The 22,488-nt window shown below is 74.2% G+C and carries 18 protein-coding genes; 4 read left to right on the forward strand and 14 right to left on the reverse strand.

Annotated elements, in window-relative coordinates; all coding sequences use genetic code 11:
• Positions 1–147 precede the first annotated feature (147 nt).
• The 6 genes from ACZ501_RS24540 to ACZ501_RS24565 form a co-directional block, all read right to left on the reverse strand.
• Positions 148–1,719 (reverse strand): RNA polymerase sigma factor, encoded by a 1,572-nt coding sequence (locus ACZ501_RS24540; protein WP_361598793.1) that lies wholly within the window; start codon positions 1,717–1,719, stop codon positions 148–150.
• Between the two features lie 378 nt (positions 1,720–2,097).
• Positions 2,098–3,039 (reverse strand): FadR/GntR family transcriptional regulator, encoded by a 942-nt coding sequence (locus ACZ501_RS24545; protein WP_361598790.1) that lies wholly within the window; start codon positions 3,037–3,039, stop codon positions 2,098–2,100.
• A 147-nt stretch (positions 3,040–3,186) separates the two neighbouring features.
• Positions 3,187–5,178, reverse strand: coding sequence for an ATP-binding cassette domain-containing protein (locus tag ACZ501_RS24550; RefSeq protein ID WP_468798062.1), 1,992 nt, complete (start codon positions 5,176–5,178; stop codon positions 3,187–3,189).
• Positions 5,179–5,342: 164 nt separating this feature from the next.
• On the reverse strand, positions 5,343–6,089 hold the full coding sequence (locus ACZ501_RS24555; protein ID WP_361598784.1) for an NUDIX hydrolase: 747 nt from the start codon (positions 6,087–6,089) through the stop codon (positions 5,343–5,345).
• Positions 6,090–6,206: 117 nt separating this feature from the next.
• On the reverse strand, positions 6,207–8,114 hold the full coding sequence (locus ACZ501_RS24560; protein WP_468798172.1) for a glycogen debranching N-terminal domain-containing protein: 1,908 nt from the start codon (positions 8,112–8,114) through the stop codon (positions 6,207–6,209).
• 503 nt (positions 8,115–8,617) lie between these two features.
• A complete protein-coding gene (locus ACZ501_RS24565) occupies positions 8,618–9,877 on the reverse strand; it encodes a DUF4192 domain-containing protein (RefSeq protein ID WP_361598778.1) in 1,260 nt (419 codons plus the stop codon).
• A gap of 134 nt (positions 9,878–10,011) precedes the next feature.
• On the opposite strand from ACZ501_RS24565, the gene ACZ501_RS24570 reads away from it, so the two are divergent.
• Together ACZ501_RS24570 and ACZ501_RS24575 are read left to right on the forward strand one after the other, a co-directional pair.
• On the forward strand, positions 10,012–12,171 hold the full coding sequence (locus tag ACZ501_RS24570) for a RecQ family ATP-dependent DNA helicase (protein WP_468798065.1): 2,160 nt from the start codon (positions 10,012–10,014) through the stop codon (positions 12,169–12,171).
• A gap of 215 nt (positions 12,172–12,386) precedes the next feature.
• Complete coding sequence (locus ACZ501_RS24575) at positions 12,387–13,016, forward strand: hypothetical protein (protein ID WP_362466152.1); 630 nt, start codon at positions 12,387–12,389, stop codon at positions 13,014–13,016.
• Between the two features lie 65 nt (positions 13,017–13,081).
• Here ACZ501_RS24575 and ACZ501_RS24580 read toward each other — a convergent pair whose 3' ends face one another.
• The 3 genes from ACZ501_RS24580 to ACZ501_RS24590 all read right to left on the reverse strand — a co-directional run bounded on the left by ACZ501_RS24580 (position 13,082) and on the right by ACZ501_RS24590 (position 15,249).
• The gene (locus ACZ501_RS24580) at positions 13,082–13,768 is read right to left on the reverse strand and encodes a hypothetical protein (protein WP_468798068.1); all 687 of its coding nucleotides are present in this window, start codon (positions 13,766–13,768) and stop codon (positions 13,082–13,084) included.
• 38 nt (positions 13,769–13,806) lie between these two features.
• Positions 13,807–14,517, reverse strand: coding sequence for a ribonuclease HII (locus tag ACZ501_RS24585; protein WP_468798071.1), 711 nt, complete (start codon positions 14,515–14,517; stop codon positions 13,807–13,809).
• 126 nt (positions 14,518–14,643) lie between these two features.
• Positions 14,644–15,249 carry a TetR/AcrR family transcriptional regulator gene (locus ACZ501_RS24590; protein WP_361598763.1) on the reverse strand — a complete coding sequence of 202 codons (606 nt, stop codon included), beginning with the start codon at positions 15,247–15,249 and terminating at the stop codon, positions 14,644–14,646.
• Between the two features lie 139 nt (positions 15,250–15,388).
• Here ACZ501_RS24590 and ACZ501_RS24595 point away from each other — a divergent pair, with 139 nt between their 5' ends.
• Positions 15,389–16,942 (forward strand): MFS transporter, encoded by a 1,554-nt coding sequence (locus tag ACZ501_RS24595; protein WP_468798074.1) that lies wholly within the window; start codon positions 15,389–15,391, stop codon positions 16,940–16,942.
• Between the two features lie 128 nt (positions 16,943–17,070).
• Here ACZ501_RS24595 and ACZ501_RS24600 read toward each other — a convergent pair whose 3' ends face one another.
• The 4 genes from ACZ501_RS24600 to ACZ501_RS24615 all read right to left on the reverse strand — a co-directional run bounded on the left by ACZ501_RS24600 (position 17,071) and on the right by ACZ501_RS24615 (position 20,251).
• Complete coding sequence (locus ACZ501_RS24600; RefSeq protein WP_361598757.1) at positions 17,071–17,985, reverse strand: ADP-ribosylglycohydrolase family protein; 915 nt, start codon at positions 17,983–17,985, stop codon at positions 17,071–17,073.
• Between the two features lie 11 nt (positions 17,986–17,996).
• Positions 17,997–18,656, reverse strand: a complete 660-nt coding sequence (locus tag ACZ501_RS24605) for a histidine phosphatase family protein (RefSeq protein WP_468798077.1) — start codon at positions 18,654–18,656, stop codon at positions 17,997–17,999.
• Positions 18,657–18,728: 72 nt separating this feature from the next.
• Positions 18,729–19,334: a YdbC family protein gene (locus tag ACZ501_RS24610; RefSeq protein WP_361598751.1), complete on the reverse strand. Its 606-nt coding sequence runs from the start codon at positions 19,332–19,334 to the stop codon at positions 18,729–18,731.
• 32 nt (positions 19,335–19,366) lie between these two features.
• Positions 19,367–20,251 carry an arylamine N-acetyltransferase family protein gene (locus ACZ501_RS24615; RefSeq protein WP_468798080.1) on the reverse strand — a complete coding sequence of 295 codons (885 nt, stop codon included), beginning with the start codon at positions 20,249–20,251 and terminating at the stop codon, positions 19,367–19,369.
• A 66-nt stretch (positions 20,252–20,317) separates the two neighbouring features.
• Here ACZ501_RS24615 and ACZ501_RS24620 point away from each other — a divergent pair, with 66 nt between their 5' ends.
• Positions 20,318–21,277 carry a DUF1152 domain-containing protein gene (locus ACZ501_RS24620; protein WP_362466131.1) on the forward strand — a complete coding sequence of 320 codons (960 nt, stop codon included), beginning with the start codon at positions 20,318–20,320 and terminating at the stop codon, positions 21,275–21,277.
• On the opposite strand, the gene ACZ501_RS24625 is transcribed toward ACZ501_RS24620, so the two are convergent.
• Positions 21,246–22,229, reverse strand: coding sequence for a hypothetical protein (locus ACZ501_RS24625; RefSeq protein WP_468798083.1), 984 nt, complete (start codon positions 22,227–22,229; stop codon positions 21,246–21,248). The genes ACZ501_RS24620 and ACZ501_RS24625 overlap by 32 nt on opposite strands.
• Between the last annotated feature and the right edge of the window lie 259 nt (positions 22,230–22,488).

A 22,488-nucleotide genomic window follows, 5' to 3' on the forward strand; every position in this document is an offset into this window, starting at 1 on the left:
CACCCAGAGTGGGATGACCGGGGACCGACCGCACCTGCGGGGCCGGTCGCGGAGCCCTCGACGTCGCGTCGAAGGTCCTTCGGCGGCCGGTGGAGGGCCGGCCGGGAGGGGGAGCCCCGCCCGGGCCGGCTCAGCCGTCGTGCCCGCTCAGTCGAGGTAGTCGCGCAGCACCTGGGACCGCGAGGGGTGGCGCAGCTTCGACATGGTCTTGGACTCGATCTGGCGGATGCGCTCACGGGTGACCCCGTAGACCTTGCCGATCTCGTCGAGGGTCTTGGGCTGTCCGTCGGTCAGTCCGAAGCGCATCGACACGACGCCCGCCTCGCGCTCGCTCAGGGTGTCGAGCACCGAGTGGAGCTGCTCCTGCAGGAGCGTGAAGCTCACGGCGTCGGCCGGGACGACCGCCTCGGAGTCCTCGATGAGGTCACCGAACTCGCTGTCGCCGTCCTCGCCGAGCGGGGTGTGCAGGGAGATCGGCTCGCGGCCGTACTTCTGCACCTCGATGACCTTCTCGGGGGTCATGTCGAGTTCCTTGGCCAGTTCCTCCGGGGTGGGCTCGCGGCCCAGGTCCTGGAGCATCTGGCGCTGCACGCGGGCGAGCTTGTTGATCACTTCGACCATGTGCACCGGGATGCGGATCGTGCGGGCCTGGTCGGCCATGGCACGCGTGATCGCCTGCCGGATCCACCACGTCGCGTACGTGGAGAACTTGTAGCCCTTGGTGTAGTCGAACTTCTCGACCGCGCGGATCAGACCCAGGTTGCCCTCCTGGATCAGGTCGAGGAAGAGCATGCCGCGGCCGGTGTAGCGCTTGGCCAGGGAGACGACGAGGCGGAGGTTGGCCTCCAGCAGGTGGTTCTTGGCGCGGCGGCCGTCCTCGGCGATGATCTCCAGCTCGCGCTTGAGCTTGGGCGCCAGCTTGTCGGAGTTGGCCAGCTTGTCCTCGGCGAACAGGCCCGCCTCGATGCGCTTGGCGAGCTCGACCTCCTGCTCGGCGTTGAGCAGGGGCACCTTGCCGATCTGCTTGAGGTAGTCCTTGACGGGGTCGGCGGTGGCGCCGGCCACGACGACCTGCTGCGCCGGGGCGTCGTCCTCGTCGTCCGAGATGACGAAGCCCTTGTTCTCGCCGCTCTCGTCCTCTTCCTCGGCCTCCGCCTTCACGGCGTCGGGGGCCTCGTCGACGGTCTCCTCGTCGCCCTCGTCGGCGGCCTTCTTGGCGGCGGTCTTCTTCGCCGCCGTCTTCTTCGCGGCGGCCTTCTTGGCGGGGGCGGCCTTCTTGGCCGCGGTCTTCTTCGCCGCCGTCTTCTTCGCGGCGGGCTCGGCTGCGGGCTCCCCGGCCAGCGCGTCGGTGGTCTCCGGGTCCGGCGTCCCCGCCTCCGCGGCGGGGTCGGCCGCCGCCGGGGCGGCCGCCGTCTTGGCCGCGACGGTCTTCGTCGCCGTCCGCTTCGCGGGAGTCTTCGCTGCGACGCTCTTGCGTGGGGTGCGCTTGGGCGACTCCGCGGCACTGACCATCAGCGTCACACCCTCTTCCTCGAGGATCTGGTTGAGGCTGCGCAGGACATTCTTCCACTGGGTCGCCGGAATCTGGTCAGCCTCGAAGGCCCGACGCACGTCATCGCCGGCGATCTGCCCCTCGGCCTTGCCCCGCTCGATGAGCGCCATCACGGACTCGGAATCGGCGATCTCCGGCGGGAGCGTACGGGATGTGCTGGCCGACACGAACAACCTCTCGGAACGATGGGAACGGCTTCCGACCCCGGCCTGGTGCTGGACCGGAGCCGACGACCACCGACTGGGGATGGGCCGGGGGCGCGGGCAGGGGCCGGGGAGCTGCACAGCACCCCAAGGGCTGCTGTCTTCCCTCCGTCGGCCATCACCTCTTAGGTCATCGCGTGACGTCGCGGAGCGTTACGCCCAATCTTCGTGTCCGGAGCACGCCTCCTGGTGGCCTGCGTCACACCGAGTGCTCACTCGCGGTGTTTTTGTAACGGTACGTACCCGTTCGGCCTCGGGTGGGGGCCCTCACGCCGCTGTCGCCGGGCCCGTGAGGGACCCGACGACCGGTGGTGCGCTCCCACGCCCCCGCGCGCCGGAGCGTCAGTGCTCGCGCGGGGCGGGGACCACGCGCTCGACCTCCGGCTGCACCGTCAGGAGCTGGCGCATGGCGCTCTCCGCGCCCGCGGCGTCGCCGGCGGCCAGGGCCTCGGCCATCCGCGCGTGGTGTGCCACGCAGGTTTCGCTGGGGCGGTCGCAGGAGGTGATGGGGCTGCCGGAGACCTGGAGGGCGGCGGAGACGATGCCGGAGAGGTGCTCCAGCATGCGGTTGCCCGCGACCTGGATCAGGAGGGCGTGGAACTCGTTGTCGGCGCGCGCGAAGGTGATCGCGTCGCCCTGGCCGAGGGCGTGGCCCATGATCTCGACCATGTCGGAGAGGCGCTGCTGGACTTCCGGGCGGCCGTGGCCGGCGGCGAGGCGGGCGGCCAGGGGCTCGATCGTCCAGCGGAGCTCGTTGAGCTCGCGGCGCTGGTCGTCGCGCTGGGGGCCGAAGGCGCGCCACTCGATGATGTCGGGGTCGAGCAGGTTCCAGTCGGCGACCGGCCGGACCCGGGTGCCCACGTTGGGGCGGGCGCTGACGAGGCCCTTGGCCTCCAGGACCCGCAGCGATTCGCGGACGACGGTGCGGGAGACCTCGAAGCGCTGGCCGATCTCCTCGGGGACCAGCGGCCGGTCGGCACCGAGGTCGCCCGAGACGATCATCTGGCCGAGCTGCTGGACGAGTTGGCCGTGCAGCCCGCGGCCGCGGCTGCCGGCCGCACGGCGGCCGACGCGGCTCAACTCGACGTCGGCGCCGTCCCAGTGGGGTGGTCCGACCCGGTCGGAGCCGGAGGCCTCCGCGTAGGGGTAGCGGTCGAGGTCGCCCGGGCCGGCGAGGCCGGAGTCGGCATGGCGGGCGGCGGTCATCATGGTGCGCGCAAGGGTACTCACGAATCCTTTGTCGGTCGTGCCTCCATCACCCTTGAGGTCTTTGGTGAAAAGCACACGAAAGGGTGATCGCCGCCACCTACGCAATTGACGCCTTATCGTAAGGAACCGGGCCTTTTGCGGGGAGTTGCGGTCCGCTTCGCGTGATTTCGCGCGAAGCGGACTTCTACGGTCGCTCCAGGGTCGCGTCCCGCCTCGGAACGATCACCAACGGACGCGGGTGCGCAGTCCTGTGAACGCATAGGCGCACAACAGGACCATCAACGACAACAGCAGCGCCGCGCCCACGGGTTGGGCCATCACCCGAAGCGCTCCCAGTACGAAGCGGTCCGCCTCCGGCGGCAAGGGGGCGGAGGCCAGGGCGCGCAGCCGGGAGGCGACCCCGCTCGCGGGGTGGGCCGACGGGCCCTCCAGCACCTTGCGCACCAGCGGTACGACCGCCACCGGTACGGCGAGCACGGCGGCCAGGCCCAGGACGGCGGACCGGAAGGCCCCGGAGGCGAGCACACCGGCCCAGGCGCACCCGACCAGCAGCCCGGCCCAACTCGCGGCCGGGGCCGCCCACTCCGCCGGGGCGCGCAGCGGCGCCGGCCCGAAGACCAGGTGGAGCGCGGCGGCGTCGGCGGTGACCGCGAGGGCCCCGAGCAGGAGGGCGAGGGCGGCGCACACGCCGAGCTTGGCGGTGAGCAGCCCCAGCCGTCGCGGCACGGTGCCCCGGTCGGCCGCGAGGGCGGGGTAGCGGTACTCCTCGCCGAAGGCCAGGGCGCCCAGCAGTCCGGCGCCCAGCGCGGCGGGAGGCAGCGGGAACGGCTCCGGCCAGGCGGCGAGCATCCGGTTCTGCGAGGTGTGGCCGGCCCGGGCGAGGACGAGGGCGGTGGCGGCCGAGACGACGGCGACGAGGACGGCCGTCAGGTAGGGGGTGGCGGTGCCGAAGACGCGGCGCAGCTCGTAGCGCACCGGTCGCAGGGGACCGCCGACGCGGCGCACCGCCGGGGCGGGGCGCACGGCGCGGGCGTCGCGGGCGGGCCGGGCCCGCCGGGGGAAGGCACCGGCGGGAGCGGCCGGCCCCGCGGCGGGGGCGGGCGGGGTGGCCGCGGCGCTGCGGACTCCGGTGGCGGCGGGGCGCGGGTCGGTGATCGCGGGGTCGGTGGCACCGGAGCCGGGGTCGGCGCTACCGGAGCCGGTGGCGCCGGGGCGGGGGCCGGAGGCGGCGGTGCCCGGGTGCGGGCCGGTGCGGACCTGGGCCGCGGCTTCGAGGCGGGCTTCGAGCCGGACCCCGGAGCCGGCCCCGGTGCGCGCCTGCGGCACGGGCGGTACGGGCAGGGCGGTGTCGCCGGTCTCGTCCGCGAGCTGGTGGACCAGTACGCCGTGCCGGAACGCGGCCTCCCCGATCTCGGCGCAGCTGCTCCCGTACACCGAGAGCCGGCTGCCGCTCTCCTCCACGATCTCCACCCCCCGGTGTGCGGCCCTGGCCTCGCGACCCAGTACGTCGGCCAGCCGGGCGGCGTGCGGGGTGCGCACGGCGACCCGCGGACGCAGCCGGGTGCGCGCGAAGTCTGCGGCGTCCTGGTCGGCTACGAGCCGGCCCGAGGCGATGGAGACGACCCGGTCCGCGCTGCGCGCCGCCTCCTTCGCGTCGTCGGTGGTGAACAGCACGGTTCCGCCCAGCGAGGCGTGGCCCCGCAGCAGCCCGTGCAGCCAGGCGCGCTCGCGGGGGGCGAGCCCGGCCGTGGGTTCGTCGAGGAGCAGGGCGCAGGGGTCGGCGAGCATGGCCGCCGCCAGCCCGAGCCGGCGGTCCATGCCGGCCGAGAGCGAGCCGAGCCGCTGGTCGCGCAGGCCGCCGATACCGACGACCTCCATCATCGTGTCGGCCCGGGAGGCCGGGACTCCGACGGCGGCGCAGAGCATCCGCAGCTGGTTGCGGACCGTCCGCGAGGGGTGCCCGGGGACGTCTCCGAGGAGGACCCCGACCTCGCGGGCGGGATGCGGGATCCGGTGCAGCGGCCGGCCGCGGAAGTAGGTGACGCCGCGGCCCGGTGCGAGTTCGAGCATGAGCCGCAGTGCGGTGGTCTTGCCCGAACCCGGCTCTCCGAGCAGGGCGGTCACGCACCCCGGGCGGGCCTCGAAGGTGAGGTCGTCCACGAGGGGCGGGAGATCTCGACGGGGTGTGCTGGTGAGTCCGATGGCCTGGATCATCGCTTCTCTCGCGGGGTGTGAGACCGCTCTGCGGCAGCGTGAGTACCGCATGCAAGGTAACGCGATATGTCCGATTTTCTACGCAACCGGCCCGGGTCCGCACCGATATTGCCGCCGGCCGTGCCCCGGAAGGCGGAGGCCGCGGTCGCAGCGGTTCCCGCGGATCAGACCTCGGGCCGCAGCATCGGCGGGTTGAGCAGGGTCGCCCCGCCGGCCCTGAACAGCTGCGCGGGCCTCCCGCCCTGACGGGTGGTCGTGCCCCCGGCGGGCACCAGGAACCCCGGGGTGCCGGTGACCTTGCGGTGGAAGTTGCGCGGGTCGAGCGCCACGCCCCACACGGCCTCGTACACCCGGCGCAGCTCGCCGACGGTGAACTCGGGCGGGCAGAAGGCGGTGGCCAGGGAGGAGTACTCGATCTTCGAACGGGCCCGCTCGACACCGTCGGCGAGGATCCGCGCGTGGTCGAAGGCGAGCCCGGCAGAGTCCTGCCCGGTGCCTTCCAGGAGTTCGTCGACGGGGGCCCAGCGGGCGCTGTTGGCGTCGCCGCCGGCCCGCGGAGCGGGCAGGTCCGGAGCGAGGACCAGGTGCGCCACGCTGACCACGCGCATCCGCGGGTCGCGCTGCGGGTCCCCGTACGTGGCGAGCTGTTCGAGGTGCGCGCCGTTGTCCACGCCGGGCGCGGCCGGGTCGTGCGCGCACAGCCCCGTCTCCTCGGAGAGTTCCCTGGCCGCGGCACCCGCCAGGTCCTCGTCCCCGCGGACGAAGCCGCCGGGCAACGCCCAGCGCCCCTGGAACGGCTGCTCACCCCGCCGCACGACGAGCGCGCAGAGCGCATGGCGCCGCACGGTGAGGACGACCAGGTCGACGGTGACGGCGAAGGGCGGAAAGGCCGACGGGTCGTAGGGCGACATGCAGCGATCATAGTCGTCTGCCTGACGATAAACAGTCCTTTGGTGATCCCGGAGACGGTGATCTGGACCCCAGTCAGGACCTTCCCGAGCACCCGGACCGGCCAAGTGCCCTTCACCTCAGCCGCCCAGTTGCAGCCCATCGGCCGCCTCCTCCACCATGCCCACGCCGAGGCGGCTGATCCGGACGGTGAACGGTTCCCCCGACACCCGCAGGCCGGAGAGGCGCAGCGCGCCGAGGGGCGCGCCCGCCGGGGGCGCCACGGCGACGGTGCCCGCCGGGGCGTCCGGACGGATGCCGGCGAGGGCGGTGAGCGCGTGGATCCCGGCGGCCGCGGCCACCGCGGCCGGCCGGCAGGCCGCCGGATGCGGCAGGGGGGCGCTGCCCGCGGTGCGCTGCTCGGCAGCGTACATCTCCGGCAGCCGGTATCCGAAGGCCTCCGCCGCGTCGAGCAGGCCCCGCAGCAGACCGGCGGCCTCCTTCTCGAAGCCCGCCTGGGCGAGGCCGGCCACCGCGACGGCGCTCTCATGGGCCCGGACCGCTCCCGACCGGTGGCCGAAGGGGTTGTGTCCCGGCTCGCGGGCCGCCATGCTCCGCAGCCCCCACCCCGAGTCCATGGCGGGGGTTCCCAGCAGCCGGGCGAGCTGTTCCGTGCGGACCGGGTCCAGCAGGCCGGGCGCGAGCCGGCCCCCGCCCAGCAGCCCCGTGTCCAGCAGGTGCGCGGCGGCTCCGGTCAACCGGGGCAGCGGCCGGCCGTCGGGATGCAGGGCGGCGGCGGGGCGGCCCCCGTCGGGGCCGTCGATCCAGAACCGGGCCCGGAACCTCTCCGCCAGGCCGGCCGCCCACTCCCGCCACTCCCCGGCTCCGCTGCGCCCGCACCCGTCCAGCAGGTCGGCGCCGAGCAGCGCGGCCCGGTGCGCGTGGGCCTGGGTCTCGCAGCGCCGCGGCCCCGGATCGGGGTCGGCCAGGAAACCGTCCTGCCCCAGCGCTCCGCGCAGCCAGTCCAGGCAGCGCTCGGCGGCGGGCAGCAGCCGGGCCACGTCCTCCTCGGGCAGGCCCCACCGCCGGGCCTCGGCGAGCACCGCCGGGAAGCCGAGGGTGGCCTCGGTCCCGGTGCACCCCGGCGGCAGCTGCGGTCCGGCGGCGCGCAACGGTCCCGGGATCATGCCCGCGGCGGCGCCCCGCCCCCCGGTCTGGCTGCGGGCCAGGGTCCGCAGCGTGGCGGCGGCCAGTCCGGTGCCGAGCGGCAGCGCCATGCGCGCGGCCCACAGCGACTCCGCCGGTGCCAGCCCGAGCCGCCACGGCACTCCGGCCGCCGCGAAGGCGTCGCCCGGTCCGTCCGGGTCCCGCAGGAGCAGCGCCCGGAGGTCTTCGACGCTGGTGCGGAACCAGGCGTCGGCCCTCGGGTCGTCGCCCTCGGCCCGGGCTGCGGCCAGCGGGTTCGCCACCTGCCCGGCCGCGGCTCTGGCGGCGCGGTCCCGGGTGGTCCGCAGCTCGATGCTGCGGGACTCGCCCGGCTCCAGCCGCAGTTCCCAGCGGAGCAGTCCGGCCGAGGCGAGGGCGTCGTCGGGGGCCGGTTCGGCGGTGGTGACGGCCAGGGCGTCCCCGGTGCTCCAGCGCAGCCCCGCCGCGTGCACCCCGGCGGCGAGCTCCGGCCCGGCGCGGCCCGCGGCCACCGCCGCCAGGTCGGCCAGGTCGGTGCCGAGGGAGACCTCCACGGGCAGGCGCAGGGGGCGGGCGGCGAAGCTGCGCACGGTGATGCGCTCGGTGCCGTCGGCGTGCCGGACGCGTTCCACCCCGACGTCGGGGTCCGGCCCGGCCTCGACGCCGGTGCGGACGGTGGCGGTGAAGGCGGCCCGGTCTGCGCCGAGGCTGCGGCCCTGGACGGCGACCGGTTCCCGCCCGGCGACGCGCAGGACACAGCGGGACAGCAGCCGCCGCCCCGAGCGGTAGATCCCGTCGATCCCCCGCCCGGTCAGCTGGCCGTGCTCGGGCGAGATGACCACGCAGGGCGCGGCGACACAGATCACGGCCCCGTGCACCGGCGGCAACTCGGTGCGCCCGGCCCCGGGGGCGGCCCCGGCCGCGCCACCGGTCCCACCGCCGGCGCCACCGCCACCCACGGGCCCCTGCCCAGGCACCCCTGCCCCGGGCACCCGCCCGGTCGCCTCCGCCCCGCGAGGAGGGCCGGCCGGACGGTCCGCGAGGCCTGCCGCCGGGAGGCCCTCCGCCGGGCGCCCGCGGACGGGTTCGGGCGGACCGGGCGCAGGGGCGGGAGGGGGTCCGGGCGGGCCGGTTTCGGGTACGGGGGGAGCCATGTGCCGCCTTGTCTGCGCGCCGGCCGGTTCTGCGGGGCGGCGGCGCGGCCGGGCCCCCACCACCCCCCAGCTGAACGCCCCCACCCCCGCCAGGGTCACGCACCCCGGGGGCGGCTGCCCCCGCCCCGCGGCGCACCCGCGGCGCAGGGCGGTGCCGTGCGGGCTCAGGAGCCGCCGCAGGCGGGCAGCCGGGCCGCGGGCCTGGCCGGGGCTCACTGCCCGCTCCCTTCGGTGCGTCGGGCGGCGCGGCGGCGCTGTCCGGTGCGGCGGCCGGGCGGACGGGCGGCCCCGGCGGGCCGCTTGCGGCCCGGTTCGCGGCGCCTGCGTTCCTCCCGCAGGCACTGTCGCAGGCCCTCGGGGTCGATGCCCTCGTTGCAGGCGTGGTGGAGGAGCTGCGCGAACCGGTACTCGGCGTCGGCCCGCAGGGCCAGTCCGAACGCGATCCGGGCGGTCGGCTCGTCCCCGGTGGACCACGAGACCCATCCGGCCAGGGTGAGCGGTGCCGCGGCGTGCTCGCTGTACGCCCCGACGCAGCGGCGGGCCAGGGCCCGCCACAGCCTCAGGGCCGGGGCGGCCTCGTCGTCCTCCATCCACTCGGCGGCGATGTCGCGGATCTCCCTGTCCTGGAGGCCCAGGATCACGGCGGCGGCCTCGTCGTGGCCGAGCAGCGCGTCGTCCCAGTCGTCGGCGCGGCAGCCGCCTTCGACGGGCGGGGCGAGGGTCATGCGGCGCATGAGGGTGAGTGCCAGGGCGAGGGTCTCCGCGCCGACCTCCTCCCTGGTCGCCCCGTCGAGGATCCGCGGCACCAGGGCGGTGGCGGCCCGCTCCAGGGCCTCTTCCTGTTCGGCGGCCCAGGGCCCGCCGAGGGGGGTCAGCCGGCTCTCGATCTCCTTCAGGGAGCCCCGGACCTGGAGCCCCGCGAAGGTGGCGGCCGCGGCCATCACCGAGGTGCCCGGCGGGGCCAGTGGGTTGCCCTCGGCGGGGCAGCACGCGTCCTCGGCGCAGGTGTAGGACCAGTAGCGGCCGCCGGAGAGGCACAGGGCCTCCAGGACCGGCACGTCGAGGGCGCCGCAGGCGACCCGCAGCCGCTGGGCGAGTGGCCGAAGCCGGGTCATGACCCGCTGCCCGCTCTCGCCGCCGCGCGGGTCCTGGCAGAGGAAGACCACGACGCCGTCGGGCTTGCCGCCCCGGCGTTCGCTGCCGCGGATCAGGCATTCGGCGACCTGCCGGGCGGTGTCCTCCCACTCGGCCGGCGCCGCGGGGATCCCCACCCGCAGGCGGCCGCCGAAGCGTCCGCCCTCGCCGTGCACGGCGACCATGACGAGGGAGTCGGTGGGATGGAAACCGAGCATGTAGGGCAGCGCGTCGGCCAGTTCGGCCGGGCTGCGCAAGGTGATCTGGGATGCGGCGGGGGCTCCGGAAGGGCTGGAAGGCCGTCCGGACGGGCTGCGGGGTTCGTGGTTCGTCGTCATGCGTCCGACGGTCCCGTGACCGGTCCGATTCGGAAACCCCTGTGGATAACCCGCGAATTTTCGTCCAATGTTCAACATCCACAGGTCCGGTGCCCCATTGGCGTGATGTCAGAGGCATCGGGTTGCATGGGGGCATGAACGCAGACCTGAGGTCCTCGGCCGATTCCGTACTCGCCCGCCTGGTGGGCGACCCCACGGGCACCGCGCGGCTGCGCGAGGACCAGTGGCGGGCGATCGAGGCCCTCGTCGCGGACAAGCGGCGGGCCCTGGTCGTCCAGCGCACGGGCTGGGGCAAGTCCGCGGTCTACTTCGTGGCCACGTCCCTGCTCCGCGCGAGCGGTGCCGGCCCGACCGTCATCGTCTCCCCGCTGCTCGCGCTGATGCGCAATCAGGTCGAGGCCGCCGCGCGGGCCGGCATCCACGCGCGCACCATCAACTCCGCCAACCCGGAGGAATGGGAGGGCATCCAGGCCGAGGTCGCGGCGGGCGAGGTCGACGTGCTGCTGGTCAGCCCGGAGCGGCTCAACAACCCCGACTTCCGCGACCAGGTCCTCCCCAAGCTGGCGGCCGCCACGGGCCTGCTCGTCGTCGACGAGGCGCACTGCATCTCCGACTGGGGGCACGACTTCCGCCCCGACTACCGCCGGCTGCGCACGATGCTGGCCGATCTCCCTCCGGGCGTCCCGGTCCTGGCGACCACCGCCACCGCCAATGCCCGGGTGACGGCCGACGTCGCGGAACAGCTCGGGACCGGGGCCGGTACGGACGCGCTGGTACTGCGCGGCCCCCTGGACCGCGAGAGCCTGAGCCTGGCCGTCCTGACGCTGCCCGACGCCGCGCACCGGCTGGCCTGGCTCGCCGACCACCTCAGCGAGCTGCCCGGTTCCGGGATCGTCTACACCCTGACGGTGGCCGCCGCCGAGGAGGTCACCGCCTACCTGCGCCACCGCGGGCACACGGTCTCCTCGTACACCGGGAAGACGGAGAACGCCGACCGCGAGCAGGCCGAGAGCGACCTCCAGGCCAACCGGGTGAAGGCCCTGGTGGCGACCTCCGCCCTGGGGATGGGATTCGACAAGCCCGACCTCGGCTTCGTGGTCCACCTGGGCTCCCCCTCCTCCCCCATCGCCTACTACCAGCAGGTCGGCCGCGCGGGCCGCGGCGTCGAGCACGCCGAGGTGCTGCTGCTGCCGGGCCGAGAGGACGAGGCGATCTGGCAGTACTTCGCCTCGGTGGCCTTCCCCCCGGAGGAGCAGGTGCGCCGCACCCTCGACGTCCTGGCCGGGGCGGACCGCCCCCTCTCGCTGCCCGCCCTGGAGCCGCTGGTCGACCTGCGCCGCACCCGGCTGGAGACGATGCTCAAGGTGCTCGACGTGGACGGCGCCGTGCACCGCGTCAAGGGGGGCTGGACCGCCACCGGCGAGCCCTGGGCGTACGACGCCGAACGCTACGCCTGGGTCGCCCGGCAGCGGGCCGCCGAACAGCAGGCCATGCGGGACTACGCGGCCACCACCGCGTGCCGCATGGAGTTCCTGCGCCGCCAGCTCGACGACGAGGAAGCCGCCCCCTGCGGCCGCTGCGACAACTGCGCCGGCGCCCGCTTCACCGCGGACGTCTCCAGCGCCGCGCTGGACACCGCCCGGGGTGAACTGGGGCGCCCCGGTGTGGAAGTGGAACCCCGCAGGATGTGGCCGACCGGACTCACGGCGGTGGGCGTGGACCTGAAGGGGCGGATCCCGGCCGGGGAGCAGTCCGCCTCGGGCCGCGCCCTGGGCAGGCTCTCCGACATCGGCTGGGGCAACCGGCTGCGTCCCATGCTGGCCGCGCAGGCACCCGACCAGCCGGTTCCGGACGATGTGGCGCAAGCCGTGGTGGCCGTGCTCGCCGACTGGGCCCGGGGCCCCGGCGGCTGGGCCTCGGGCGCCGCCGACGCTCCCGCCCGGCCCGTGGGCGTGGTCGCGCTGCCGTCGCGCAGCCGACCGCAGCTGGTCGGCTCCCTGGCCGCGCGGATCGCCGAGGTGGGGCGGATCCCCCTGCTGGGGGCACTGGAATACACGGATCAGGCACCGCAGTTCGGCCTGCCGTCCTCGAACAGCGCCCAGCGCGTCCGCGGGCTCCACCAGGCGTTGACCGTGCCGGAGGCCCTGGCGTCCGCGCTGGCCGAGGTGCGGGGTCCGGTGTTCCTCGTCGACGACCGCGCGGAGAGCGGATGGACCCTCGCGGTCGCCGCCCGGCTGCTGCGGCGGGCGGGGGCCGGGGAGGTGTTTCCGCTGGTGCTCGCGCTCCAGCCCTAGCCGAATGCGTCATCTCCGGCGTGGCGGGGCAAGGATATGAACGGCATACCGGCGAATTCCGGTCCGCGGCCGCAAATGCTCATTGCCCCACCCTCACGGGCCACGCGAGAATCGGAGTGCTCCCGCTCGGCTCGTCGGCACCCTCCTGGGCCGTGCTGCGGCGCGCCCACACCCCAGCCGTGCCCGTACGCGGGCGTGTACCCGAAGGGAGGACCGTGACCTTCGGATTCGCCCCGTCCTCGACCACGTCACTGGCGACGGCGGCCGGTGGCGCAAGCCGGCACGGCAGACTGCTCGAACCCTCCGAGTGGACGGCGTCGGGGGTTCCCCTGCTGCGCAATCCGCGCGAGGTGGTCAGCGGGCTGCACTCCCGGCACAGCCCGGTTCCGTCCACCGCCGTCATAGCCGTGCTCGGACCCGAGGAACAGCTCGTCGCGAGCGCCTCGTTCGTGCAGAAGTCCGCCTCGGCGGACGGCTGGGAGTACCGCAACGCCCTGCTGTCGCGGCTGCGCCGGGTCATCCCGCACGACCTGCGGCGGCGCACCCCGGTCCGCACGGCGGTGCTGATGTACTGCCGTGAGGGGGACGAGCGCTGGACCGAGGAGGACGGCGCCTGGATGTGGGGGCTGCGCGACGCCTGCACCCTGCACGGGCTGCGCTGCGGCGCGTACATCACGCTGACCCGCGGGGGCTGGCAGGTGCTGGGCGAGGGCCGGGGCGGGCGGCGGCCCGGCTCGGACTCCCGGCCCGAGCCCCTCGGGTCACTGACCTCCGAGCTCGCACCGCTGACCCTGAGCACGGTGGGCGGAACCTCGGAGGCCCTGCGCCGGACCGCCGCGCGCTGAGGGGCCCGCCGGCGGCAGGCTCCGGGCGCCCGCGCCCTGGAGCCCGCGCCGGCGGATACAGGGCGTCAGACGCCCGCACCCAGAACGGAGTTGATCTGCGCGACGTCGCCGCACACGATCAGCAGCGCGGCCGCCCGGGCGAGCGCCACCGGCAGTGCGCCGGCGGTGGCCCCGGCCGGTCCGCCGTTGGCCGCGAAGACCACGACGGGGCGGCTGCCGGCACGCTGCACGTGCGCGGCGTCCGCGTAGAAGACGTCGTCGCCGGCGTCGTGCTGGGCCCAGTAGGAGGCCTCGCCGAAGGACAGCTCGTGCGCGGCCCACGGGTGCGGGTCGCCGGTGGTGATCACCAGGATGTCACCGGGCGCGCGCCCGGTGTCGAGCAGCAGGTCCACGGCCTCCTCGGCCGCGTCCAGCGCACCTTCGGCCGAGGCCGGGATCAGCTGGACCTGCGGGACCGCCGCCGAGACGGACGGTTCGGCGGGGGCTGCGGGAACGGGTCCGGGGGCGGCCTCTGCCGTGCGCTGCGCGGGCGGCGCGGGCCTGGGGGCGACACCCGCGCGGCTCGCCGCCGCGGGGGAAGGACCGGGGCGCCCGGGCCGGGGAACGGCTACGGGACGCGGACCAGGTACGGGGCGGGGGGTCTGCGCGGTGCGGCTCGCGGCCGGCGTGACGCGGGGACCCTGGGCACTCTCGTGAATCTGAGGCTCCTCGATGGCGGGGGTGAGAGGCGTGAGTTGAGATCTATCAAACACCGGTACGAAACGTACCGGTCGGTGGCACGTGGGTGCGATCAGAAATCGAAGCCGAGTTGGCCTCCGTTTTCCAGCTCCACGGCTTCCTCGCTACGGCGCACCTTCTTCAAGTGCCGCCACCGCGGCAGCGCGTCGAGGTAGGCCCACGAGAGCCGGTGGTACGCGGTGGGACCGCGCTCCTCCAGGGCGGCCCGGTGTACGGGCGAGGGGTAGCCGGCGTTGGCGGCGAAGGCGAAGTCGGCTATGCCGTCGCCCTGTTCGCCGAGTTCGGCCATCATCCGGTCGCGCCTGACCTTGGCGATCACGGAGGCCGCGGCCACGGCGACGCAGGACTGGTCGCCCTTGATGACCGTACGGACCTGCCAGGGCGGGCCGAGGTAGTCGTGCTTGCCGTCGAGGATCACCGCGTCGGGCCGCACCGGGAGTGCGTCGAGCGCGCGCACCGCCGCGAGCCGCAGGGCCGCGGTCATGCCCAGTTCGTCGATCTCCTCCGGGGACGCGTGCCCGAGGGCGTGCGCGGTGACCCAGTCCTCGAGGACCTCCAGGAGCACGTCGCGTCGCTTCGGGGTGAGCAGTTTGGAGTCGGTGAGTCCCGCGGGCGGCCGGCGCAGGCCGGTGATCGCCGCGCAGACGGTGACGGGACCGGCCCAGGCCCCTCGTCCGACCTCGTCGACCCCGGCGATGACCTTGGCGCCGGTGGTGGCACGGAGGGAGCGTTCGACGGTGTGGGTGGGTGCTTCGTACGGCATGGCGCCAGCAAGGTTACGCCGCCCCGGGCCGCCTGCACACCCCGGCCCGGGGCCGGAGGGGGCGGTGCGGGGCCGAGGACCCCGCCGCGGGCGCCCGGGAACCCGCCCGCGGGCCCTCGCGGCGGGTCACGCCCGGAGCATCGGCACCATCAGCCCGTCGATCATCTCCGCGATCTCGGCATCGGGCCATTCGCTCCCGCACACCTTGGCCCGGTACATGAACATCGCCGGGATCACATCGGCGACCAGGGGGCTGGTGGCGTCGGACCGTACGTCTCCACGCTCGATTCCCCGCCGCACCAATGCGCGTATCACCTCGTGCGCCGGCTCGTGCAGGCCCTTCCAGATCACCTCGCGGAACCGGTCGACATGAGCGTGATCGCATTCGTGAAGGACCGCACGCAGCGCGACCCCGGCCGGGGAGCGCATGACGTCCCGCATCCGCACGCACAGCAGGTACAGGTCCTCGCGCACCGATCCGTGGTCCGCGATCTCCCCCAGCCCGGGCAGTCCGTCCCGCAGCACCTCGGCCACCAGGTCGGCCTTGGACGACCAGCGCCGGTAGAGGGCGGCCTTGCCGGTGCGTGCGCCGGCCGCGACCGCCTCCATCGTGAGGGCGTGCCAGCCGACGGTGCTCAGCTGCTCCAGGGCGGCGTCCAGAATCGCCCGTTCGAGCGCCGGTCCCCGTCTGCGCCCCGGCGCCACCCCCGCCGGCCCGCCCGAACCCGCCATGTCCCGTACCTCCGACCCGTTCGCGCGCGCCGCGCGCATGTCCAACTTTAGTGAACGCTTGCGTTCCCTACCTCCGGGCTCCTACCGTGGACCCGCAGTGAACGAACACGTTCACTATTTCACTTCGGGGGAATCCACAGTGACAAGCGCTCAACTCGCCGCGCCCCGGATACCGGGGGCCGCCCGACGGCCCGGCCGTCCAGGGGTGGCGCTCGCCGTCATCGCCGCCAGCCAGCTCATGGTCGTCCTCGACGCGACGATCGTGAACATCGCGCTCCCGCACATCCAGACGGCCCTCTCCTTCTCCACCACCGACCTCTCCTGGGTGATCAGCGCCTACACCCTGGCCTTCGGCGGCCTGCTGCTGCTCGGCGGCCGGGCCGGCGACATCCTGGGCCGGCGCCGCGTCTTCGTGGCCGGAATCCTGCTGTTCACGCTGGCCTCCCTGCTCGGCGGATTCGCCCAGGAGCCCTGGCAGCTGATGGCGGCGCGCGCCCTCCAAGGCGTCGGCGGGGCGATCGCCTCGCCGACCGCGCTCGCCCTGATCACCACCACCTTCTCCGAAGGCCCCGACCGCAACCGCGCCTTCGGCGTCTTCGCCGCCGTCTCCGCGGGCGGCGGCGCGGTGGGCCTGCTGGCCGGCGGGATGCTCACCGAGTGGCTCGACTGGCGCTGGGTGCTCTTCGTCAACGTGCCGATCGGCGTGCTCATCGCGGTGCTCGCCCCGCTCTACATCAACGAGTCCGAACGGCACCCGGGCCGCTTCGACGCGGCCGGCGCGCTCACCTCCACCAGCGGCATGGCCTCGCTCGTCTACGGCTTCATCCGCGCGTCCGAGGACGGCTGGCGCGACTCCCTGACCATCGCCTCCTTCGCCGCCGCCATCGTCCTGCTGGGCCTGTTCGTGCTGATCGAGTCCCGGGCCGCGGAGCCGATCATCCCGCTGCGGATGTTCGCCGACCGCAACCGCGCCGGCACCTACCTGATCATGCTCGGCCTCGCCGCCGCCATGTTCGGCATGTTCTTCTTCATCGTCCAGTTCGTGCAGAACGTGCTGGGCTTCTCGCCCATCCAGTCCGGAGTCGGCTTCCTGCCCGTGACGGCGGCGATCATCGTCGGTGCCGGGCTGTCGCAGCGCTTCCTGCCGCGCCTGGGCCCCAAGCCGTTCATGGTCACCGGTTCGGCGCTCACCGGCATCGGCCTGGCCTGGCTGACCTTCATACGCACCGACAGCACGTACCTGTCGGGCGTGCTCGGCCCGATGCTGCTGTTCGGCTTCGGCATGGGCCTCAACTTCGTCACCCTCACCCTCACCGCCGTGTCGGGCGTGGCGCCGCGGGAGGCGGGCGCGGCCTCCGGGCTGCTGAACGCCAGCCAGCAGGTGGGCGGTTCGCTGGGCCTGTCGATCCTGGTCACCGTCTTCGGGACGGCCGGCCGTGACGAAGCCGCGCGTCAGGTCCCGGACTTCATGGCGCACGCCGAACCGGCCCAGCTCGCCGCGTTCAAGGAGACCGGACGGCTGCCGGACCCCTGGGGGGACCTCGTCCTCACCCAGGGCATCTCGAGCGCCTTCATCGCCGCCGTCGCCATGGCGGGGCTCGCCCTGGCCACCGCGCTGCTGGTGATCCGGGTACGCAAGAGCGACCTGGAGGCCCTGAGCGGAGCCGCCGCGAAGGCCGGCCCCGCGGCCTGAGCACGCGGCCCCCTACGAGGCGTACGGCGGCCGGCCGAGGCAGGTGTACGAGGAGTGCCGCGCGCGGAACCACCCCCGCACGCGGCACCCCGCCGCCCGGCACAGGGCAGGGGGACGCCCGGGCTGCGTCAGGCGGGCAGGCCCGGCAGCCACGCCGGGAGGGCCTCGGTCCGGTCCAGCCACGCCCGCGGCAGCACCGCGTCCCCGCGCCCGCCCAGGACCCCGCCGACGATCGCGCAGGTGGTGTCCACGTCGCCGCCCACCTGGGCGGTGGTCCAGAACGCCCGCTCGTAGTCGTCCAGCGCGCGGGCCGCCGACCACAGCGCGAAGGGCACCGTGTCGTGGGCGCTCGTGCGCCGCCCGCAGCCCAGCACCGCGGCGACCGTCGTCGCGTCGCCGTAGTCCAGCATGTCCCGCGCCCTGCGCACCCCCGCACCCACGGCGCTGCGCGGCACCAGCGCGATCACCCCGTCGAGCAGCTCCTCGGCGGTGGGAGTCCCGGCCGGGGACGCGGCCAGCGCGGCCGCGGCGGCCACGGCCATCGCCCCGCACACCGCCTCGCGGTGCTGGTGGGTGGTGTAGGCGGAGATCTCCGCCTGGTGCGTCGCCTGCTCGGGGTCGTCCGCGTACCAGGCACCGAGCGGGGCGATCCGCATGGCGGCGCCGTTGCCCCAGGAGCCCTGCCCGTTGAAGAGCTCGGCGGCCAGCGTGCGCCAGTCCTCGCCCTCCCGGACCAGCCGCAGCATCCGGTTCACCGCCGGACCGTACCCGCGGTCGAAGTCGTGGTGCCCGGCGAAGGAGGCCGCCAGCGCGTCCTGGTCGATGCGCCCGTGCTCGGCGAGCACGGCCACCACCGAGCAGGCCATCTCGGTGTCGTCGGTCCACTGCCACGGCTCGCTGCCGGCCGGCAGCTCGCGCCGCTTCAGCAGCGGATAGTTCACGGGAACGAAGTACTGGGAGCCCAGGGCGTCCCCCAGGGCCAGCCCGCGGAGGCTGGACAGGGCGCGTGCGTAGCGCGTTTCGGGAGTGGAGTCAGCGGTCATCGCGCGCCACTTTAGCCGTCCAGGTCATAAGGCTCGGGTGTGGTCCACCGCTCAAACGGGCGGTCCAGCCGGTACCGGCCGTCCGGTCCGAGCATCAGGACGCGGTATTCGCCGTTGCCCGGGTTGGAGAGGGCCTCGAACTCGGCGACCGACCAGTGGAACCAGCGCATGCAGAACAGCCGCATCGTCAGTCCGTGGGTGACCAGCAGGACGTTCTCGGGATGGTCGGGGGCCTCGAAGCTGCGGTAGAGGCTTTCCAGGAAGGAACCGACCCGGTCGTAGACGTCGGCGCCCGACTCGCCCTGCGCGAACCGGTAGAAGAAGTGCCCGTACGCGTCCCGGTACGCCTTCTGGAGCTTGACGTCGTCGCGGTCCTGCCAGTTCCCCCAGTCCTGCTCGCGCAGCCGCGGCTCCTCCCGCATCCGGACCCGCGCGGGGTCCAGCCGCAGCTCGCGGAAGGTCTGCAGGGTCCGGCGGTAGGGGGAGACGTACGCGCTGATGTGCTCGTCCCCGAAGAGCTCGCGCAGCCGCGCCCCGGCCTCCGCCGCCTGTTGGCGGCCGGCGCGGGTCAGCCGCAGGGCGTGGTCGGGCTCCCGCTCGTACACCGTGTCATCAACGTTCCCCTCCGATTCCCCGTGCCGGACAAGGACGATGCGCCGTGGTCGAACCATCCCACGACCCTATGCGGCTGCCGGGGCGGCCACGCCCCGGGCACGCCGGGCGGGGTGACGGTCGTCCTACGGTCATACCGTCCAGCCGGGTTCGAGGTCCACGACGTCCCCGGTGAGCGCTTCCACGTCGGCCTCGGTCTGGGCGCGCAGCGACAGCCGCTCCACGCGCTCCTGGCGGTACTTGCCGTGTTCGGCCGCCGCCTTCCACATCGACAGCACCAGGAACTCCCGGCCGGGTGCCTCACCGAACAGGCCCCGGATCATGCCGGGCGACCCCGCCATGGCGGGGTTCCACACCTTCTCCTGCATCAGCGCGAAATGCTCCAGCCGCCCCTCCCGCACCCGGGTGTGGGCGACCCGGACCACGTCGGCGTCGCTGAAACGCGGCTCGAAGCCGGTCTTCACGTCGAAACGGTGGTCGAAGAGCGTGACCCGCGCGTCGGTGTAGGTGCCGTTCTGGGAAGCCGCCAGTCTGTCGTGCGAGCGGGCCATGAAGGAGTCGTAGAAGGAGCGGCTCTCCCAGAACGCGAAGACATGCGCGACCCCCTGCCGGCCTCTGCTCCAGCCGCCGCCCTGCCCCCGGAATCCCGGTTCGCCGGGCAGCCCCGCCCACTTGCGCTGCCCGCGCTCGAACCCGCGTCGGTCCGTCACCGTGCAGCGAATCCACTTGACCAGCACCGCGCCATCGTACGGGCCGGGCGTGGCCCGGGTCAGTCCCCGGAGCGGTGGATCCGTACCAGTTCCGCCGCATCCCGCTCGGGCAGCCGAAGCCCGAACTCCCGGTCGAGGACGCCGAGCAGCCGGTCGGAGGTCACGGGCTCCCGCTCGGTCCGCCCGTCGGGGTGGAGCCGGGTCAGCTCCCGTCCGACGAGCGTCCTGCGCACGGCATCGCCCGGGAGCTGCACGAGGGTCCTGCCCACGAAGGAGGAGCGGGGGTGGGTGGAGCTGTAGTGGTTCAGCACGACGTAGTCGACGGGGTGGTACTGCTGCGGGGAGAAGGCGTACAAGTCCCGCCAGGCGTCCCCGCGGCGGGTGCGCAGTACGAGGACGCCGTCCTCCTCCTCGTGGACGGCGTACGTCCACGGGCCCTGGCGCACCTCGGTGCCGGGCCGCGCGAGCGGGACGGGCTCGCACGGTCCCTGGTAGCCGAATCCGGCGTCGCACAGCCACGGTTCGCCTTCGACGGTGACGACGAGCGTCGCGTGCGTCACCGCCAGGAGGGACTCGCCCCGGGTGCGGTTGCGGGCACCGCGCCCGGAGACCTCGAAGCCGATCCGCTCCAGGGCGGCGGCCAGCAGCGAGTTCTGCTCGTAGCAGTAGCCGCCCCGGCGGCCGTGCACGAGCTTGTCCTCGATGGCCTTGACCTCCAGCGCGACGGGGCGGCCGAGCAGGACGTCCAGGCTCTCGAAGGGGATGGCGGCGGTGTGGGCGCGGTGCACTGCGTACAACGTCGCGAGGTCCGGCCGGAGTTCCCGCACCGCGCCGCGTTCCCCCGCGGCCCCCGCCGGCCCGCTGCCCGGCCCGGCACCGGGCCGGGCACCGAGCCCGATCCGTGCCAGGTACGCGTCCAGGTCCAGTTCGTCACCGCTCCACATGGCTTTCCGCTCCCCCGCCGTGAAATCCCCGTGCCCGCGCACACGCGGGCCTGCACAATGATCGCCATGACCGGCCTGCACACCAACCCGCTCTTCGCCCGGCTGGCCACGGCCGAGCGCATCCTCGTCGCCGGAGCCGGAGGAGGCTTCGACGTCTACTCGGGTCTGCCGGTCGCGCTCTCGCTCCTGCACCAGGGCAAGGAGGTCCACCTGGCGAACCTCTCCTTCAGCACCCTCGCCGGGCTGCCCGCCGAGGACTGGGCGGCCCCGGACCTCGCCGTCGTGCACCCCGACTCCGCGCCCCACCTGTCCTACTTCCCGGAGCGGACCCTCGCGCGGTGGCTCCGGCTGCACCGCTACCCCTCGACCGTGTACGCCTTCCCCCAGGTCGGGGTCCAGCCGCTGCGCGCCGCCTACCGGGCGCTGATCGACCTCCACGACATCGACGCCGTCGTGCTGGTCGACGGGGGTACGGACATCCTGATGCGGGGCGACGAGGCGGGCCTCGGTACGCCGGAGGAGGATCTGACCAGTGTGGCGGCGCTGGCCGCGCTGGACGACGTACCGCAACGGCTCGTGGTGTCGGTCGGGTTCGGCGTGGACGCCTACCACGGGGTCAGCCACGCGCTGGTGCTGGAGAACATCGCGGCGCTCGAGCGGGACGGCGCCTACCTCGGCGCGTTCTCCCTGTCCCGGGCCACGCGTGAGGGGGCGCTGTTCCTGGACGCGGTGGCCTACGCCCAGGACCACACGCCGGACCGTCCGAGCATCGTGGCGGGTTCGATCGCGGCGGCCGTCCGGGGCTCCTTCGGCGACGTCCGGTTCACCGAACGCACCCGCGGCAGCGAGCTCTTCGTGAACCCCCTGATGTCGCTGTGCTTCGCCTTCGAGCTGCGGGGGCTGGCCGACCGCTGCCTCTACCTGGACCGTATCGAGGACACCCACCTGATGCGCCAGGTCCAGTCCCGGATCGCGGAGTTCCGCGAGGACCTGGTCACCCGCCCCGCCCGCGTGATCCCCCACTGACGCGCGCCCCCTCCCCCGCGTCCGGCTCTCGGTCGGGGAACGCGCGCAGCTTCAGCTGGGGCGCTCGGTGGTCGGCGAGCCACCGCATCCGGTGGTCGCCCGCCGCGAACCCGGCCCGTGCGGTGCGGGTCCACTCCTCCCGGTCGAGGACTTCGAGGTAGGCCTTCCGGAGCCCTTCCCGCTGCACCGCCGTGCACCCCGCGGCCTCGGGAGGCTGCGTGGTCAGGAATTCAGCGAGCGCCGCGATCGTGAAGCAGCGCTCGACGGTCGGGCTGAGCGCACCCACATGGCGGGCGTGGGCTTCCAGGACCGCTGCCGCATGGGGGTACCGAGCGAGGGTGAGCCCCATACCCCCGCAGTCGCTCATCAGATGCAGGAGCCGACCGGTGTGGTCGACCATCTCACTGTCGGGGTCGATTTCCGCGAGTGCCTCGTGGAGTCTGCCGACCGTGGCGACCTCGCCGGCGAAGTAACCGTTGAGGAAGTCGCCGTCGCAGGCCCTGCGGAGCAGCCACGGCCGGGCGGACGGGTCGTCGAGCCTGCAGAGGGCTTCGACGACGTAGACGCGTCCCCAGCCGGCGACTCGCTCGGCGAGCCAGAGCAGTGCCTCGGCTCCTCCCGTCCGGCTCTCGAAGGCGTGCGCCGCCAGCGGCCCGAAGTGGTTGGAGAGCAGCCCGATCGTCTGGACCAGCGGGATGTCGTCGGCGGTTCCCACGGCGGCGACCAAGGCGAGCCCCACCGTGACCGAGCATCGATCGGTCCCGTGCCGGACCAGCCAGCGACCCGTTCGACGGGCGCGATCCCGGTCGGCCCGCCGGGCCGCGGCGGCGATGTGCTCGGTGGGGTGAATAGGTACGTGGACGTCGTGGAACGCGTCGGCCAGTTCGTGGGGACGGGCGGAGGTCCGCGCGAAATGCGCGTCCAGGATGAGCGCCACGTCTTTTCCGGCCATGTGCCGGTCCTGAGGGGGGCGCGGCTCTTGCCGATGACGGTGCGAGGCGTCGTCGGGGTACGGCTCCCCGTCGCGGTGCAGCGGCTCTCCAGGAGGCGGCGGTGCAGCCGGAGCGCGTGGTCGAACAGGGTGGTCGGTGATCCGGGCGCTGTCGTCCCGGGCGCTGTCGTCCCGGTCGTCTAGCTCATCGGCGGACGGAGGACTCGATTCTCTTGATCATGGCCCGGAGCATCCCATGCCGGAGCCACTGCCACAAGCC

The organism is Streptomyces sp. NPDC034085 (assembly GCF_055575555.1).